Below are 17,048 nucleotides of genomic sequence, written 5' to 3' on the forward strand. Positions count from 1 at the left end.
CTTTCCACGCGGGTGTGCAGCGGATCCGCTGATGAGGACGTTCTTCGGTGCTCATCGCCCGCCGATCGCGAGCGCGTGCAGCAGGCGGACCGGGCCTTCCGGAGCCCGCAGGACCGTGTCGATCCAGCAGCCGACCGGCCGCACCAGGAGGCCCAGCGCGGTGGCGGTCAGCCACGCCGCGTGCAGCGCGAGGCCCGCTCCGAGGTGTTCGTCGAAGGCCGTCGCTGGATCGGGGTCGACCGTTCCGGTCGCCAGCAACAGAGCGGCTGATCGAGCGATTTCCGCCTGGCCGCACGAGCGGGGCGCGAGGTCGGCCACCAATTCACTCCCAGACGTCCGCACCGCGGCAACCCGCCCCACCGCAAGCGGCGATGCCGAAGCCGACAGCGCCGTCAACTCCGAAAGCGCAACATCGCCTCTCGTGACGTGCTCCCACGGTGCAGTCGCGCGGGCCAGCAGGTCACCGACGGTTGGTGCAGGCCCGTTCCACTGCCGTTCTGACGCCTCGGTCCCCAGCTCGGTCAGCGTTTGGGTGAGCCGAATCCACGCCGTCTCGCCATGCGCTGCGATGACGTCATCGAGCACCGCCTCCGGGGATGGAGCATGCTCGGCCGGTGTCGCCAGCGGGATGGTGAGCGGTCCGCCGATTTCCACCACAGCCAGTGGAAACTCCGGCTCGCATCCGGGCCAGCCCTGCGTCGGGAGTCCCGCCCATGCCGCCAGTACGTCCGCTCCCAGCCCAGTTGTCGCCCGCGCCGGATGACCCAGTGCCGCAGCCGAGGCCAGCAACGCACCTACCGCGTGTCCGAGGTCGAGCAGCAACACCGGCAGCGAGCGGGGGCCGTATCGCCACCACGTCCGGAGCGGATTCACCGACAGCACCACCCGAGTGTCCGATGTGGATAACGCGGATGGCGTTGGCGCGACCAGCGCGTGGCTCACCGGGTCGTACCGCCATGCGGTGCCGCGATGCACGACGTGCGCTTCGATCGGATACCGGCCGCCCGCCGAGGGCACGCGTCGCAGCCGCACTCCCCCGGCTCGCCGCTTTGGTGCCGAAGCCAGTGCGAGGTCCAGCAACGCGTCAACCCCACCGCGCGGCCAGCGACCCAGCACGAACTCCGGCCCCGGCCACCTCCGGCATTCCGCTGGCCGCAGTGCGTGATCGGTGTCGCCAGGCAGCTCTCCGCACCACGCCGCGTGCAGGGATTCCCGGACGCTCACAGGAACGGTGGGGGCTCGACGACAAGACCATCAGGCCCGCTGAGCGGGTCCGCGGCCCGAGCCCAGCCCCGTGCTTCGATGACCTCGCGCCACCGCGGCAATCCCCAGTACCGGAAAGCCGCCGGCGCGTTCGGGACCAGGCCCGTGGCGCACACCCGCACGACGCGCAACGGCGTGTGCGCCACGTCCTCTGTCGTCAGGTCGGCATGCGCGATCCGGCATCCGGCGCCGCGCAGGCTCGACAACAGCGAATCCAGGTCACCGCGCGGCAAATCGTCGACACCGATCACCTGCTCAGGTCGCGTGAACCGGGGCAGCAGCCGGTCCTGCGCGCGTTCGTCCAGCCACACCTGCACCTGCGCGCCGAGGTCCCGCACGCGGCCGAAGTGCGCGCCGCAGTCGTCCAAGTAGCGCCGATCCTCCCGGAACGGCAGGTAGAGACCTTCGGCCAGGATCCCGGCGCGGATCGCCTCGAACACCCAGCCCTCGGGATCGATCAGCCCGAGGGTGAACACCCACGTGTGCACGGCTTCCAGCACTGCCTTGGTGCACGCCTCGACGGGATCGAACCGCGCCGCGCCGCCACCGCCGACGATCCCGGTCACCGGATCCACCACCACTGCCGCCACGCACGCAACAGGATGATCCGTGGGCAGCTCGACGAGGTGCACCTGCAGCCGCGAGCCCGTGAGCTCAGCAGCCAGGCCCGGAACCGAGTCGACGTCGATCCCCCGCGACGGGCCGCCCAGGTGCCACCACAACTCCAGGGCGTCGCGTTCGAGCAGCTCCAGCAAGCCGCGCCGGAACGCGTCCTGCTCGTCGACGCCGGTGGCGATGCCCGCGTAGTTGAGGTGGTGCAAGCGAGGTTCCCGGCGGCGTTGTCCACTGTGGTAGTTCAGGTACACCCACGAGGCGGGCAGCCAGCACTGCTGACCGTCCTCGGCGCCCTGCACCCACTTCACCACCAGGTCGTCGGTGAACCGCTGGTACGGCCAGCGTGGGGCGTCGTACTGCCACGACGCGAAGAACGGGAGGTCATCGGGACCGAACATCCGCTCGCCGCACAGTTCCGCCGCAGTCGCCTGCCGGAGATCCGGTGCGACCCGGTTGCCGCAGTAGCGTTCCACCGCCTCTCCGAGAGCAGCCGCGCGGGCGCCCTCGGGTGCGCCGAAGGTGGTGCCGAGGCTGACCCGGTCGGCGGGCCATGCGCCGAGTCGACGTGCGTCGGCGACTTCGGCGGTGACGCCGGTGTAGCGGGGTGGCGCGCCGTCGACCGGGGCGACGTCGACGAGGCGGCGCACGATCCCGGTGGCCGGGTCGATCAACGACTCCACCGGCATCGTCGGAGTGACGGGCATCTAGACGACCTCCAGGTCGGGACTGAGCAATTCGTTTTGGCGCCAAGGCAAATCGAGGCGTGCTGCGTGCACGCGACGTGCGCTGGGCAGCAGTTCCGTGGCGACGACCGGATCGACTCCGGTGTGCGGGTTCCGGGCGTGCGCGGGCCAGTGGTGACCGGCGACCTCGACGACGAGCCGCGCGCCTGCGGGAACCTTCGCGCCGACAGGCGGCGTCGTGATCACGACCTCGCGGCGATGTCCTGGCACGTGCTCGTACCGGCCGATGGCGTGCGTCAGGGGCACGACCTGATCAGCGGTGTGCAGCGCAAGGCGCACCACCCAGTCCGCGTCGACGGCATCAGCCTCGGCGTCGAGCGTGATAGTTATCTGACCTGCGATTTCACCCGCGACGAGCGGGTCTGTGCGCAGCAGTGACCGGTCCCCGCAATCGGTGTCAGAACGGAACGGGGCTGACGGATCGGCTACGAAGGTGCCATCCGAAACCGCGCAGGGGAACCTCGTACGACGGGACACCAGGTGTCTCCACCCGCCGTGCGGATCGACGGCGATCACGCCTTTGTCCCCGCCGATTTCTCCGCCACAGACCTGACGTGCCCACCGCACGTACACCGAACCGATGCGCTTTCCACCGAGCGCGGCACCCGGATCGCGCGCATCGAGTTCGTGGCCCCAAGGTCCGATGACCAGGCGCGTCGGGCCGCCCCACGCTTCGGCGAGTTCGACGGTGTGCGAGGCGAACGGGTCGTGCGCGCCTCCGACAGCCAGCAAGGGCATGCGCAGCTCGCGCAGCCCAGTCCAGAACTGCTCGTCACGGCGCGGCGCCGTCCACATCGCATCCCAGCCCGGCGGAGTCGTGCCGAGCACCCGCTCGACGAGTCCGGTGACGGGGAGTTCTGACAGCCGGTCCAGGTCGGGTTGCAGCACCCGAGATTCCGATGTGCCGCCGTGTTCGGCCCACCACCCCAGTCGGCACGCAAGCCGCGCCGCGCCGCCGGGTTCCCTCGCGGTTTCCCCGAGTCCCAGCGCCGGGACGCTGGCCAGCACCCCGCGCGCGGTGTTCGGGCGGGCCAGCGCGGCGGTCACTGCGCAGTACGCGCCGTATGACGCTCCAGCGGTGAGCAGCGGGCCGCCGCCGAAGGCCTGATCAGCGATCCAATCGATCAGAGCGGCGCCATCGGCCAACTCGTGGGCGTAGGGCAGGAACTCCCCGGTCGAGCCGAAACGCCCTCGCACATCACCAACAACGCAGGTGAATCCGCGCGAAGCCCAACCCCGCGCCTCGCCGAGCAGTCGGTTCCGCCCATAGGGCGTGCGCAGCAGGACGACCGGTCCTGGCCCATCGGCCTCGACCACTGTCACGGCGAGCCGACAACCGTCCACAGTGGTGACCAAGTGATCGCTGGTCACGGCGCACTGGCGGGCACGGGCAGAACGGGATGATCGCTGATCGCCCCGGTGTCGAGCTCGACGACGCGCAACCGCCTGCTGGCCGGAAGCGGATCGGGTCGGAACCCGCTGTCCACCACAGGCGAACCGAGCACCCAAGCCCGGAGGTCATTCACCAGCAACGCCACGACGATCGCGAGATCCGCCGCATCGGCACCTTCGTCGCCGTGCAGTGCTTCCCCGGTGTCGTACTGCGCCCAAAAAGCTGACAGATGGCGATGACCCGAACCCGCGGCGGCCAACCTGCGCGCAACGACATCACTGTGCCGCACGGCCCCCGCCACTGGTTCGATGAGGACGTGCCGACCTTCGCGGCTCGCGCGTTGCCATGCCACGCCGTGATCGACGAGCGCATCGAGGTCACGCCACGTGCTCGGAGCAGGTCCATCGGACCAGGCACAAACCGCAGCCGGATCGCGCTCCAAGATGTCTGCCACGGACGACGTGGCTGGAACCGGAATCGGGTCCGCACCTGCGCCACGCAGCGCATCGCACAACGCAGCACTGTCGTTCGCTAGGACGACCACACGCGAGCGCTCCACAGGCCACGTCGCACGCATACCGAGATGCCCAGCTTCACGAAATGCCGCCACCGCACTGGTTTCCGCGCAGTCCTCGCCCGTCAGGGCGTCGCGGACGGCGGTGAGCTGGTCGTCGGGCAAGGCGATGTCGAACATCAGCCCACCGGCGTCGCGCAGCACGGTTCCCCGACCGTCGACGGTGAACACCGAGCAGCCGGGCCGAAGTCGCGGCGGTCGCATCGATCCTGCCTTTCCGGAAAGTTGAGGGGCCGGTGCCGGCACCGAGCGGTGCCGGCACCGGCGGTCGATCACTCGTCGTCGAAGGGGTTCTCGACGAGGGCGTTGCTGTGGCTGGCCGAGTTGTGCGGGAGCTCCCGCTCGACCTCCACTCGCTGGAAGACGTCGTCCATTTCATTCACCTCCTCCCGGTTCAGCACGGCCAAGTGAACCGGAACTGACAATCGTTTTCAATAGTTTGATCAACTGACCTTCGTGACGCATCCCACCGACCAGCCCGTAACGTTAACGAAAATGATTCCCATTTACACTGAGCGCAGCGAGGAGGACGCAGCATGACCAACACGACGACCGACGAGGTCGACACCGATCAGGACTTCCGGCGCTACTTGGCCGCGCGGGCGACATCGGTGACGGGCAGCCTCGTCGCGACGGTGGCCCTGCCCGTCCTCGTCTACCAGCTCACCGGATCACCGGGCTGGACCTCGGCGATCGCGGTCGCCGAGGCACTCCCCTACCTGCTGTTCGGCCTGTTCGCGGGCGCGGTGGCCGACCGCGCCGATCGCAGGACGCTCATGCTGATCGCCGACTTCACCGGCGCCGCCCTGCTCGCCACCATCCCCACCGCCTGGGCACTCGGAGTTCTCACCGCACCGCACGTGCTCGCGGTCGGATTCGCCGCGCAGACCCTGTTCGTCATCTTCGACGCGGCCAACTTCGGCGCGCTACCGACGCTCGTCGGCAAGCAACGCCTCACCGAGGCCTACTCCAAGGTCTACGCGGCGACGACCCTCGCCGAGCTCGTGATCCCACCGCTGACCGGCTTGCTCGTCGCAACCCTCTCGCCCGCACCGCTGATCGCTGTCAACGTCATCACCGCACTCGCGTCCGGCCTGCTGGTCCGCTCGATCGTCCGTCCACTGTCGACACCGAGGGACACCGCCACACGCCGATCCACCACGTCGATCCTGGCCGACATCAGAACCGGACTGGCGTTCCTCGCACGTCACCGCATCGTCCGCGTACTCACGCTCGTGGGCACCACCCACTCGGTCGCCAGCGGCGCGTACGTGGCCATGCTCGTCCCGTGGGCCGACCGCGTCCTCGGCGTGCCCCCATCCGGCGACTGGCGCATCGCGGTGCTGTTCAGCGGCTGGGGAATCGGCGGACTCCTCGCCTCCCGAATCGTGCCGCGCTTGAACAAGCGCTACGGCGGAGCCCGCCTCGCGCTGGCCGCGCTCCCCACCTCGCTGCTGTGCGGCTGCGCGGTGCTGCTCAGCACGCATTGGATCGCCGCCGCCCTGTCGGCGACGGCCTGGGGCGCCGCGTACTCCGCAGTGGTCATCAACGCGATCACCTACCGCCAGCAGATCAGCCCCGACGAACTCCAAAGCCGAATCAACACGACCTGCCGAATGCTCTCCTGGGGAATCGGCATGCCAACCGGAGCCGCCCTGGCCGGAGCAGTCACGATCACCGGATTCAGCCCCCGCCTCGGAATCGCCACCGGAGTCCTGGTCCTGCTCCTCGGCGTCATCGCCGCCTGGTGCTCACCCCTGCGCCAGGAGGCCCGAACCCCATGAACCCAAGCCTCAGCACGTTGGCCGGGTTCGCATGTGGACCGATTCCGTGCGCTCACCGCGTTGACAGCCCCGGGTCGCGTTGCGAGGATGTGCGAGGATTACTGACCGAACGTTCGGGAATCCACACGCGGGAAACCCTTGTCGCACTGCGCGATCCGCACACCCGAAGGCCGGCGCACACCTGACCGCCGACCTGCACGGGCGAACCCGCACCTCGCCGGGGCCTGCTTCGCCGCCGGCACGGACCTGCTGGCGGACCACGTGCCCGTCGGCCATCTGGAAAGGCGGAACGCAGTGAGAGCGTTCAGATCTCGCTGTCTCGTCGGCGCGTTGCTCGCGCCAGTGCTCGTGGCGGCAGCATCGCTGCCCGCTTCCGGAGCGACCACGGAACCACCACCGGAGAAGCACCTCCACGGCGCTGTCACCGTCAAACGGGACCGCTACGGCACGCCGCACATCTACTCCGACAGCACCTACGGGCTGTTCTACGGGTACGGCCACTCGGCCGGGCAGGACCGGCTGTTCCAGCTGGAGATGACCAAACGGGCAGCGGAAGGCACGGTTTCGGAAGTCCTGGGCGCGGACTACGCCGACTTCGACGCATCGGTGCGCTCGGACTACGACCCCGCCTCGATCCAACGGCAGTACGACGAGCTGGCACCCCGCGACCGGCAGGTGCTCGACGGCTACGCCTCGGGCATGAACGCCTGGCTCGACCGGGTCACCGCCGATCGCGCGCACCTCATGCCCAAGCAGTTCCTTGACCTGGGCTTCGAACCGTCGCACTGGACCGGCGTCGACGTCGCGATGATCACCGTCGGGACGATGAACATCCGCTTCTCCGATTACAACTCGGAGATCAAGAACCTCGCCATGCTCCGGCAGCTGCAACAGCGCTACGGCCCCGAGCAGGGCAGGCAGGTATTCGACCAGATCGCCTGGCCCGTCGACCCCGAAGCTCCCGCGAGCATCGAGGCGCCCACCGGCCCGGCCGCGACCGCACCAGCCGCGGTGGACCGGCCCAACGGCCTCGCCGGATCAGCTGAAGGCGTGACCGCCCCGGCCTCGATCCCGGCACCGGACACCGCGCCGAAGCCGACCGCCTCGGCTGCGTGGCACGAGGCCGCCCAGCAGATCGACTCGCTGCGCCCGGGAGCCGCGAAACCCCCGCAGTTCTCCAACATGATGCTCGTCGGCAAGCAACGCGCCCAGGACGCGAACAGCCTGCTGCTCAACGGCCCGCAGTTCGGCTGGTTCTCACCCGCTTACACCTACTCGGTGGGCCTGCACGGCGCCGGGTTCGACGTCGTGGGCAACACCCCGTTCGCCTACCCGGTCGTCCTCTTCGGACACAACGGTTCGATCGCCTGGGGATCGACCGCGGGCAACGGCGACACCGTCGATATGTACCAGGAGAAGCTCGACCCGAGCGACCCGCACCGGTACCTCTACCAGGGCGAGTACCGCACCATGTCGCAGCGCACCGAGACCGTCGAGGTCAAGGGCGGCGCACCGCGCCCGGTCCAGGTGTTCTCCACGGTGCACGGCCCGGTCACCCAGTTCGACACCGCCAACGGCGTGGCGTACGCCAAGAAGCGCAGCTGGGCGGGCCAGGAGCTCGACACTCTGTTCACCTGGCTGAGGTCCACCCAGGCCAGCAACTACCAGCAGTGGCACCGGCAGGCCGAATCGCTGCCGATCAGCGTCAACTGGTACTACACCGACCGCAGAGGCAACATCGGCTACTACTTCGCCGGACACTTCCCGATCCGCCCCGCGAGCCAGGATCCCCGCTTGCCCGCCAGCGGCACCGGCGAGATGGAATGGCTGGGTCTTCAGCCGCCCGCGACGGGAAACCCGCAGGTCCTCAACCCGCCGACCGGCTATCTGGCCAACTGGAACAACTCTCCCGCGCCCGGCTATCCGAATTCGGATTCCCTGCCGTGGGGGCGCGCCGATCGCGTCGAGGTCCTGCAGCGCGAACTCGCAGCCGACCCGGCGATCACCGCCGACGACCTGTGGGAGATCCAGCGCCGCGCATCGCTGACCGACATCAACCGGGCGTACTTCATGCCCTTCCTCACCGATGCGGCGGCCGGACTTCCCGCCGATGCCCTGGAAAACCGGGTCTACCAGGCCCTCGCCGCCTGGGACGGCATGAACACCGACGACGACCGCGACGGGCGCTACGACAGCGCGGGCACCGCGATCATCCAGACCTGGCTGCAGATCATGCTCGACGACGTCGTGCAGCCGAACCTCCCAGCGGAGACCTACGCCCGGTACAGCTCGACGGGCTACCCGACCCGCGAGAAACCCGCCAGCGGCAGCCAGAACATCCAACCCGGAACGAAGGTCCTGCTCAACGCGCTGCTCGGAGCCGAAGCGAGCGTCCCGCAGCACGTCGACTTCCTCCGCGGCCAGGACAAGACCACCGTCGTGCGCGACGCCATGCGGCGGACCTACGACGCGCTCAGCCAGCAGTACGGGCCAGACCCGGCCAACTGGCTGGCACCGACCGCGCAGAACGTCTTCTCGACGTCCAACTACCTCGGTGTGCCATCCGCAGGCGCGGACGAGCAGCGCAAGACTCCGGTGTTCATGAACCGAGGCACGGAGAACAACCTCGTCGTGTCCCGATCCGACGGCATGACCGGGTACGAAGTCGTCCCACCCGGGCAGAACGGGTTCGTCGCGCCCGACGGCACGCGCGGCCCGCACTTCGACGACCAGTTCCAGATGTTCGTCGACTACGGCCGCAAACCGACCTGGCTCACCGAAGACGAAGTGCGCCGCAACCAGGAATCCGAGGAATCACTGCGCTACTGAGCACCGGGCGTGGCGCCGCATCCAACCGGGTGCGGCGCCACACCGTGGTCATCGAATTCTGCTGAACTGCACGCGAATTGATCTCTGACCGCTGAGCCGAACTCAGTCGCTTGCGTTCGCCAGTTCGAGCACTGCTTGGAGCAGTACGTTGATGCCGTCCGCACAGGCCTCAGGAGTGGAGTATTCGCGCGGGTTGTGGCTGATTCCGTCGTAGAGGCCTGGTACGAAGATCATGCCCGCTGGGCTGAGAGCAGCGATTTCGCCTGCGTCGTGCCCGGCGCCCGAGGTGATGTGGCCGCAGGTCAGGCCGAGGTCGGTGGCCTGCTTCTCGACCAGGTCCTGCATGCGTTCGGGGAAGTCGACCGGCGGCGTCTTGGCCGTGGTGCGCGAGGTGATCGTGACGCCGGTGGTCTTCTCGACCTCCGTGAAGTAGGCGTGCAGGTCGTCGATCGAGCGCTGCATCGCCTCACCGTCGGGGTTGCGCAGATCGACGGTGATCAGCACGTTGCCCGGCACGATGTTGATCAGGTTCGGGTAGTTGTCCTGTCGGCCGACGGTGGCGAGCATCTGGCCGTAGGCACCGGATTCCACCATGTCGTTGAGGTGCACGTTGATCACGGCGGCGGCCAGGCCGGCGTTCTTGCGCAGGTGCTGCGGGGTCGCGCCCGCGTGGGCCGCCCGTCCGCTGATGGTCAGTTCGAGCCAGGTGATCGCCTGCACCCCGCGCACCACGCCGATCTGCTTGCCGCCCTCGGCGAGGATCGGGCCCTGCTCGATGTGGCATTCCAGGTAGGCGTGCGGGGGCTGGATCGGCACCGCCACCTCGCCGACCAATCCGTGCCGGTCCAATTCGGACCCGACGCTGACACCATCCCTGTCCACTTGCGACCGAGCGTCGGCGAGCTGGATGCGGCCCGCCGCTACGGCGCTGCCGAGCATGTCCGTGCCGAAGCGAACGCCCTCCTCCTCGGTGAAGATCGCTACCTCCACGGGGCGCCTGGTGGAGATTCCGTTGTCGTCCAACGTCCGCACCACCTCCAGCCCGCCGAGCACGCCGAGGCAGCCGTCGAAACGCCCCGCGGTCGCCACGCTGTCGATGTGGGACCCGACGAGCACCGGCGGCAACGAGTTGTCCTCGCCCGCCCGGCGGGCGTAGACGTTGCCGATCTGGTCGCGACGCAGCGCCAGTCCCGCGTCCCGCATCCAGCCCATGACGAGTTCGCGTCCGGCGACGTCTTCATCGGTGAGCGCGAGCCTGCGCACGCCGTGCAGGTCGGTTTCGTCGTCGTGATAGGCACCGACCTCGCCGAGCTCGGTGAGCGAGTCCCACAGGCGGTCCTTGTCGATGCGCACGAGCGCGGTGTCCTCGGTCATTCCTGCCCCTGTTCGACGAGTCGCGCACCGGTGGTGCGGTTGAAGGCGGGCACGTCCGTCGCGCCTTCGGTGGAGATGAGCAGAACGTCGTCCTCGGCGTCGAGTCCGAGCGCCGCAGCGTGTTCGAGCAGACCGGCGAGCCCGGCCGCGCCGCTCTCACCGGAGATGATTCCGTCCGCGTAGAGCAGTCGCATCGCTTCTTCCGCAGCGCCGTCGGTGACGGTGACGAACTCGTCGAAGCCGCGCGAGACGTCCGGCCACGCGATCAGCGAAGGCGTGCCGCAGTTGAGACCGGCCATGATCGAGCGCTGCGGGCCGGGGATGGTGACGACCTCGCCCGCCTCGATGCTGGCGGTCGTGCAGTCGGCGCTGACCGGTTCGACACCGATCAAGCGGGTGCCCTCGCTGGCGGCGAATCCGCGGACCACCGCTGCGGCGAACGCGCCGACGCCGATCTGCGCTGCCACCACCGTGGGACGCGGCGCAGCTCCCGAACTGACCTCCTGCAGGATCTCGTCGATCATCGTCGAGTAGCCGTCGATGACCCAGCCCGGCGGCTCGACGTAGCCCTCCCACGAGGTGTCCGAGACGACGAGGTTGTTCTCGTCCGCGAGTTCAGCGCTGCGCTGGATCGCGTCGTCGTACCCGCCGGCCACGACCTCGACCTCCGCGCCCTCCGCGACGATGGCGTCGATGCGCGGCTGGACCATGTCCTCGGGCACCAGGATGTGCGCGCCGATGCCGAGCAGTGCGGCCATCCTGGCCACGGCGCGGCCGTGGTTCCCGTCGGTCGCCGCGATCAGCCTCAGCCCGGGGCGCGCGGCCAACCGCTGCTTGAGCTCCGGCAGTCCGATCCCGGCATCGGCGGGAATTCCCAAGGCTTGCAAGACAGTTCGGTAGGTGGCCCACGACGCACCGAGGATCTTGAACGACGGCATGTTCATCCGGCCGGACTCGTCCTTCACGTGCACCGACCGCACCCGGAGCCGGGTCGCGACGGTCGGGGCCGCGGTGAGCGCCGTGGGTTCGTATCCCGGCATAGACAGGTGGAACGCCCGGCTTTCGTCCACGAGGGACCGGACCGCCTTCCTGTCCACGAGCGGGTTCTGGATGACGCGGGGGTGCGACATGTTGCTCCTCCGTAGCGCAGGTGCCCTGCGACCCAAGCTAAGAATTTGTATGACAACTGTCAAGTTACTTGAGACAAGTTGGTCTGTTAACCTGCGTTCAGCAGCAGCCGAACGAACCTGTTACCGCGGAAGGCGATCGATGCTCCCCACTCCTGCCCGAGACTCCAGCGACGACATCTCCCGGATCCGAGCACGCCGGCCGCTGCAGATGGAGATCCGCGACGCCCTGCTGAACGAGTACATCCTGTCCAACAAGCTCCAGCCCGGTGACCGGCTTCCGTCCGAGACCGAGCTGTCGCGGCTCTTCGGCGCCTCGCGCGTCACCATCCGCACCGCGCTGCAGAGCCTCAAGGACCAGGGCTACATCCGGATCGTGCGCGGCTCCGGCTCGACCGTGCTGCCCCGCCCCGATGCCATCCGGTCCGGGATCGATCGGCTGCTGTCCTTCGACACCTACGCCACCCAGTCGGGCAAGGAGATCCTCACCGACGACCTGGAGATCACCCAGATCGACACCGCGGACGACCCGCTCGCCGACGTCCTCGAGCCCGGCCCCGCCACCAAGGTGAGCCGCACCAAGAAGATCGGCCGCAAGAAGGTTGCGTGGATCGTGGACTACGTGCCCGAGGACGTGCTGAGCTTCGCGGCGATCCAGGCCACCTTCCAGGGCTCGGTGCTCGACCTGCTGCTGACCGGGGACCTCGCCGAGTACTCCGACTGCACGCTGACCTCGGTGTCGGCCGTGGGCGACCTGCGCAAGCGGCTCGGCTGCCCGGAAGGCACGCCGCTGCTCCAGCTCAGCGAGCTGACCCGGGACACCGCCGGCAAGGTGGTCAACCGCAGCGAAGCGTGGCTGCTGCCGGACTCGTTCACCTTCCAGCTGCGTCGCCGCCGCGAGAGCTGAGCAGTCACGACAGCGCCCCAGCCGTCTGCTCGTCCTGCTGCGCCGCGGCGGGAACGGCGCCATCGGCGACCAGCCGTCCGCGCCACGCGTCGATCACATGGATCACCCAGAACGACACCACACCGCACAGGCTGCCGGAGATGATCGCGGCGACGCCGAAGGGCTCTCCCGCGATCTCCCACGCGAATCCGGTGACCGTGCCGACGATGATGGACACCAGACCGGCGAGGCGACTGGTCTTGCGCATGAGGAGGCCCGCGATGAAAGCGCAGAAGGGTCCCGTCGAACGCATCGTGAAGGCGAAGATCAGCAGCGGGATGATCGCCTGGCTCCACAGCGAGATCAGCGTCGCCAGGACACCGACCACCAGCACCCCGATCCGGCTGTACTTGAGCTCGTTCTCCTCGGTCACCTTCGCGGAGAACTTCGGCAGCAGGTCCTTGATGAAGATGGTCGACGAGCCGAGCATGTTGCCGCTCGCGCTGGACAGCGTCGCGGAGATCACCGCGCTGAGCAGCAGCCCGGCCACGACCGGTGGCAGCAGCCCGACGGCGACCGTCGACAGTGCGCTGTTCTCGTTGATCCCCGGGTACACGGCCAGCGCGATCAGCCCGAGCACAGCGGGGATGAAGGCGTAGAACGTCATCAAGCCGCCGCACAGCAACGACCCGAGCACGGCGACGCGTGGTGTCCGCGCCGAGTAGTAGCGCTGCACCGCTTCCTGGCCGGTGGAGAAGGTCATGAAGTACAGGACGACGAGACCGAGGATCGTCGGCATGCCGATCTTGGTGAATCCGAGCTGCCCCTCGGGCAGTCGCGCCACGACGGATTCCCAGCCTCCTGCGTTGTGCAGGGCGACCGGCACGGCGATGGCGAATCCACCGACGATGAGGAAGAACTGGACGAAGTCGGTGAGCGTGACGCTCCACATCCCGCCGATCCACGTGTAGACGATGACGGCAACGCCGGTCGCGAGGATGGCCCACTCGAGCTTCACGCCGCCGAGGGTCGAGACGATGGTGGCGGTCGCCGTGATCTGGACCGCGGCGAGGGCGACCAGCGCGACGCTGCCGAGAACAGCGGTGATCGACTGGCTGGCGGCACCGTAACGCCGTCCGATCACCTCCGGAACGGTGACCGCCATGCTGCGCCGCATCGCCGGTGCTACGAAGGACACCAGCACGATCCCGATGCCCGCGGCCACGACGTACCAACCGGCGGACAAGCCCCAGTCGCCGTAGGCCTTGCCGGCCACGCCGACCGAACTGCCACCGCCGATCTCGGTGGCGGCCAGGGTTCCGGCCATCATCGTCACCCCGAGCCTGCGCCCGGCGAGGTGGTAGTCGATGCTGCTCTTGACCTGTCTCTTCGCGTACAGTCCGATGCCGACCATGGCGGCCAAGTAGACCGCCACGATGATCACGATCAGGTTCATGGCGCTTCCCTTCGCCCAACGCCGTTCAGGCGGTGAGCACGGCTCTGAGCAGGGTGGAATAGCCGCGCGCGGCGCGGTTGAGGTCTTCCAGGGAGAGGGATTCGTCGACGGTGTGCGCGCGGTCCGGATCGCCGGGCCCGAACCCGAGCGTGGGGATGCCGCACCTGCCCGCGCTCGCGGATCCGTTGGTGCAGAACGCGTAGTAGCCGGGCTTCGGATCCAATCCGGCCGTTGTCAGCCCGGCGAGCGCGTCCCGCGCGGGCCACGCCTCCGGATCCGCCCACCACGCCGGGGCGAACGAGTCTGCTTTGACCGGAATCCCCTGGTACGTCGTGAATTCCGTCGTGGCGATGCGGACGTCGACCCGGGCGCCGGCAGCCGCGGCGATCGGCTCCGCGAGCTCGCGGATGGGCTTCAGCACGTCGACGTCGTACTCGCCGAGCACCGTGCGGCGGTCGTAGGTCGCGACGCACCGGTCCGGCACCATCGACACGTTCGGATAGGGGAACGACTTGAGGTTGGTCAGCGCGATCATGCCTGGGCCGAGGTCGGGGTGCTCGCCGAACTGCAGCTGACGGACTGCGGTCATGACATCGGCCATCACCTCGGCAGCGTTGACCCCGGCTTCCGGGTAGGCGGAGTGGCTGGTCCTGCCGTGCACCTCGATCTCGACCTCGGCACGCCCGCGCTGGCCGAGCATGAGCCGGTTCGCCGACGGCTCGCAGATGACCACGGCATCCGGACGCACGTTCTCGATGACCCGACTCAGCGCGGGCCCCTCGACCAGTTCCTCGCACACCGACCCGGAGATCACGATCGTGCCGCGCCGTTCGGTGCGCAGCGCGGCCGCCCCGTGCACGGCGGCGGCGAGCGCACCTTTCATGTCGACCGCGCCGCGACCGTAGACGACGCCGTCGACCACCTCGCCCCACGGATCATGTTGCCACTGCCCGGAATCAGGCACCTCGACGGTGTCCAGGTGGGCGTCGAGCAGCACCGTCGGGCCGTCACCGAGGCGGAGGGTGCCGATGACGTTTCCCCAGTCGTCGGTGTCGACGGTGAAACCAACCGTCGCGAGCTCCTCGCCGAGCACCCGCGCCGCAGCGGCCTCCTCGGTGGCATAGCTGCGCGCGGCCAGCAGCCGGAGCAGGAACTCCTGGATTCGTGCGTCGTCCACGTCAGCTCACCGCCCCGTTGACCACGCCCGGGCGCGCCCCCGTGTGGTGGCCGCGACTCCAGACCGGGGTACCGCCGACGGTGACCAGTTCGACGCCCTCCGGGGTTCGGTGCGGCTGGTCGTAGGTGGCGTTGTCGACGTAGCGCGCCGGATCGATCAGCACCAGATCCGCTCGCCGTCCCTCCGCGATGGCGCCGCGATCGCCCAGACCGAGCAGTCTCGCCGGGCCCGCCGACAACCGGGTGACCGCCTCTGGAACCGTGATCAGCTTTTCCCGCAAGGCAAATCTGCCGAGAACCCTCGGTGCCGTGCCGTAGAGCCGCGGGTGCGGGTGCGGGTTGAAGACCCCGTCGGAGCCGACCAGCGCGCCGGACCGCACGAAGATCTCCTTGACCACTTCCTCTTCCGAGTAGTGGTCGATCATGGCCGCGTCGAGCCCGGTGTCGGCGAGCAGGTCCAGCACTGCGAAGGCGGGGTCGGTGCCGGTCTCCTCGGCGATCTGCGCCACGGTCTTGCCGACATCGCCGTCGCGCGGCGCCGCGGCCTGCGTGACGACGATGTTGTCCGGACCACAGGCGGCGAACAGGTTCTCCCAGTTCGCCAGTCCGGCGTGCATGTCCCGCGCCATGCGGTCGCGCTGGCGCCCATCGCGAACGCGCTCCAGCATCGCCTCCGGTCCCCCGTCAAAGGCATAGGGCGGCAGCAGTGCGGAGAGGATCGTGCTGCCCGCGCCGTAGGGGTACTGGTCGAAGGTGAGCCGGATGCGTTCCTGCGCGGAGCTGAGCAGGTCGATCAGGTCCGCCAGCAGGTGCGCAACGCCGACGAGCTTCACGTGCGACACGTGCAGCGCGGCACCGGTGAGCTCGGCGACCCGCACGAACTCGGCGATCGAGTCGATGACCCCGGCCGCTTCGTTGCGCACGTGCGGCACCAGCGGAACGCCGAACTTCGCTGCCGCCTCGGCGATTCCGATCAGTTCTTCGGTGTCCGCGTAGAGGCCGGGCGCGTAGATCATCCCGAAGGAGACTGCTCGGCATCCCTCGGCCAGCGAAGCCTCCACCAGGTCCCGCATGGCCGCCATCTCCCGGGCGTCCGGCTTGCGGTCGACCGATCCCATGACGCATTCGCGGACCGCGCTGTGCGGAACGCAGGAGACGATGTTGGTCGAGGGGTGCGCTTCGCCGAGCGCGGCGAGGAATTCGCCCGTGCTCCGCCATTCCCAATGCGCGGCAGCGCTCGGTTCGAGGCCCTGCAAGTACCTCTCGCGCCCAGCCCGCGTGGCGTCGGTCAGCGGCGCGGGCCCCAAACCGTCCGGGCAGATCAGCTCGGTGGTGAACCCCTGACTGACCTTGGCCGCCAGCAGCGGGTCGTCGAACGGCCGCAGCGCGGAGTGCGCGTGCAGGTCGATGAACCCCGGCATCAGCAGCAGTCCGGTCCCGTCCACCTGCTGGCCGGCGGACTCGACCGGTAGGCGGGGCGCGACAGCGGTGATCACGCCGTTCTCGACGGCGACGTCGGCGGTCCGAACGCCGGTCTCATCAGCCACTTCGGCCTGCGTGACGAGCAGCTCAGCTTGCATGGGAAATCCGCACATCCCTTCGACGTATCGCGATGGCGCAGTGAGGCCGTCCAGCGCGGGAGCACGAGCCCGACCAGCGGTCCGGCGTTCAGCAGAGTCTGCGAAATCTGTATGACATCTGTCAACAGTTGTCTTCGCACACGCAGATATCGGACGCGGACTTTGGCCCATACCTGAACAAGGTCGACACCCAGTGGCCCGCATTCGTCCGGGCAGCCGTGCGCGACGCCGTCGGCTGCAGGAAGAGA

Annotated in this window: 13 protein-coding genes; 3 read left to right on the forward strand and 10 right to left on the reverse strand. The window is 68.7% G+C overall.

All coding sequences use genetic code 11. The annotated features are described in order from the left end of the window. Window positions 1-51 precede the first annotated feature (51 nt). The 5 genes from ACWCO2_RS07890 to amiA all read right to left on the reverse strand — a co-directional run bounded on the left by ACWCO2_RS07890 (window position 52) and on the right by amiA (window position 4,962). Window positions 52-1,224 (reverse strand): hypothetical protein, encoded by a 1,173-nt coding sequence (locus ACWCO2_RS07890; protein WP_450126949.1) that lies wholly within the window; start codon window positions 1,222-1,224, stop codon window positions 52-54. Further along, window positions 1,221-2,582 carry a YcaO-like family protein gene (locus ACWCO2_RS07895; RefSeq protein ID WP_450126950.1) on the reverse strand — a complete coding sequence of 454 codons (1,362 nt, stop codon included), beginning with the start codon at window positions 2,580-2,582 and terminating at the stop codon, window positions 1,221-1,223. Before ACWCO2_RS07895 ends, ACWCO2_RS07890 begins: the two co-directional genes overlap by 4 nt. After that, window positions 2,583-3,992 (reverse strand): CocE/NonD family hydrolase, encoded by a 1,410-nt coding sequence (locus ACWCO2_RS07900; protein ID WP_450126951.1) that lies wholly within the window; start codon window positions 3,990-3,992, stop codon window positions 2,583-2,585. Beyond that, complete coding sequence (locus tag ACWCO2_RS07905) at window positions 3,989-4,759, reverse strand: hypothetical protein (protein WP_450126952.1); 771 nt, start codon at window positions 4,757-4,759, stop codon at window positions 3,989-3,991. The genes ACWCO2_RS07900 and ACWCO2_RS07905 overlap by 4 nt, the downstream gene beginning before the upstream one ends. A gap of 101 nt (window positions 4,760-4,860) precedes the next feature. Then, a complete protein-coding gene (gene amiA, locus ACWCO2_RS07910; RefSeq protein WP_450126953.1) occupies window positions 4,861-4,962 on the reverse strand; it encodes a streptamidine family RiPP in 102 nt (33 codons plus the stop codon). 162 nt (window positions 4,963-5,124) lie between these two features. Between amiA and ACWCO2_RS07915 the strand changes: the two genes are divergently transcribed. Next, window positions 5,125-6,372: an MFS transporter gene (locus ACWCO2_RS07915; protein ID WP_450126954.1), complete on the forward strand. Its 1,248-nt coding sequence runs from the start codon at window positions 5,125-5,127 to the stop codon at window positions 6,370-6,372. Between the two features lie 330 nt (window positions 6,373-6,702). Next, complete coding sequence (locus ACWCO2_RS07920) at window positions 6,703-9,201, forward strand: penicillin acylase family protein (protein WP_450126955.1); 2,499 nt, start codon at window positions 6,703-6,705, stop codon at window positions 9,199-9,201. A gap of 102 nt (window positions 9,202-9,303) precedes the next feature. Here the strand turns inward: ACWCO2_RS07920 and ACWCO2_RS07925 are convergent, their stop codons facing one another. Beyond that, a complete protein-coding gene (locus ACWCO2_RS07925; protein ID WP_450126956.1) occupies window positions 9,304-10,575 on the reverse strand; it encodes a Zn-dependent hydrolase in 1,272 nt (423 codons plus the stop codon). After that, window positions 10,572-11,705 carry a diaminopropionate ammonia-lyase gene (locus ACWCO2_RS07930; RefSeq protein ID WP_450126957.1) on the reverse strand — a complete coding sequence of 378 codons (1,134 nt, stop codon included), beginning with the start codon at window positions 11,703-11,705 and terminating at the stop codon, window positions 10,572-10,574. Before ACWCO2_RS07930 ends, ACWCO2_RS07925 begins: the two co-directional genes overlap by 4 nt. 139 nt (window positions 11,706-11,844) lie before the next feature. Here ACWCO2_RS07930 and ACWCO2_RS07935 point away from each other — a divergent pair, with 139 nt between their 5' ends. After that, a complete protein-coding gene (locus ACWCO2_RS07935) occupies window positions 11,845-12,609 on the forward strand; it encodes a GntR family transcriptional regulator (protein WP_450126958.1) in 765 nt (254 codons plus the stop codon). Window positions 12,610-12,613: 4 nt separating this feature from the next. Here ACWCO2_RS07935 and ACWCO2_RS07940 read toward each other — a convergent pair whose 3' ends face one another. The 3 genes from ACWCO2_RS07940 to ACWCO2_RS07950 are packed head-to-tail and all read right to left on the reverse strand — an operon-like array spanning window position 12,614 to window position 16,800. Further along, window positions 12,614-14,044, reverse strand: a complete 1,431-nt coding sequence (locus ACWCO2_RS07940; RefSeq protein ID WP_450126959.1) for a sodium:solute symporter family protein — start codon at window positions 14,042-14,044, stop codon at window positions 12,614-12,616. 25 nt (window positions 14,045-14,069) lie between these two features. Beyond that, window positions 14,070-15,221: a YgeY family selenium metabolism-linked hydrolase gene (locus tag ACWCO2_RS07945; RefSeq protein WP_450126960.1), complete on the reverse strand. Its 1,152-nt coding sequence runs from the start codon at window positions 15,219-15,221 to the stop codon at window positions 14,070-14,072. A 1-nt stretch (window position 15,222) separates the two neighbouring features. Further along, entirely contained in the window at window positions 15,223-16,800 is a 1,578-nt protein-coding gene (locus ACWCO2_RS07950; RefSeq protein ID WP_450126961.1) for an N-acyl-D-amino-acid deacylase family protein, read from the reverse strand. Between the last annotated feature and the right edge of the window lie 248 nt (window positions 16,801-17,048).

It is taken from the genome of Saccharopolyspora sp. NPDC002376 (assembly GCF_053593195.1).

What these genes read in the sequence shown, in the direction of transcription:
- ACWCO2_RS07895 (WP_450126950.1), bottom strand. Translation starts at nt 2,582, where the DNA reads ATGCCCGTCACTCCGACGATGCCGGTGGAGTCGTTGATCGACCCGGCC.
- amiA (WP_450126953.1), bottom strand. Translation starts at nt 4,962, where the DNA reads ATGGACGACGTCTTCCAGCGAGTGGAGGTCGAGCGGGAGCTCCCGCAC.
- ACWCO2_RS07915 (WP_450126954.1), top strand. Translation starts at nt 5,125, where the DNA reads ATGACCAACACGACGACCGACGAGGTCGACACCGATCAGGACTTCCGG.
- ACWCO2_RS07925 (WP_450126956.1), bottom strand. Translation starts at nt 10,575, where the DNA reads ATGACCGAGGACACCGCGCTCGTGCGCATCGACAAGGACCGCCTGTGG.
- ACWCO2_RS07930 (WP_450126957.1), bottom strand. Translation starts at nt 11,705, where the DNA reads ATGTCGCACCCCCGCGTCATCCAGAACCCGCTCGTGGACAGGAAGGCG.
- ACWCO2_RS07935 (WP_450126958.1), top strand. Translation starts at nt 11,845, where the DNA reads ATGCTCCCCACTCCTGCCCGAGACTCCAGCGACGACATCTCCCGGATC.
- ACWCO2_RS07940 (WP_450126959.1), bottom strand. Translation starts at nt 14,044, where the DNA reads ATGAACCTGATCGTGATCATCGTGGCGGTCTACTTGGCCGCCATGGTC.
- ACWCO2_RS07950 (WP_450126961.1), bottom strand. Translation starts at nt 16,800, where the DNA reads ATGCAAGCTGAGCTGCTCGTCACGCAGGCCGAAGTGGCTGATGAGACC.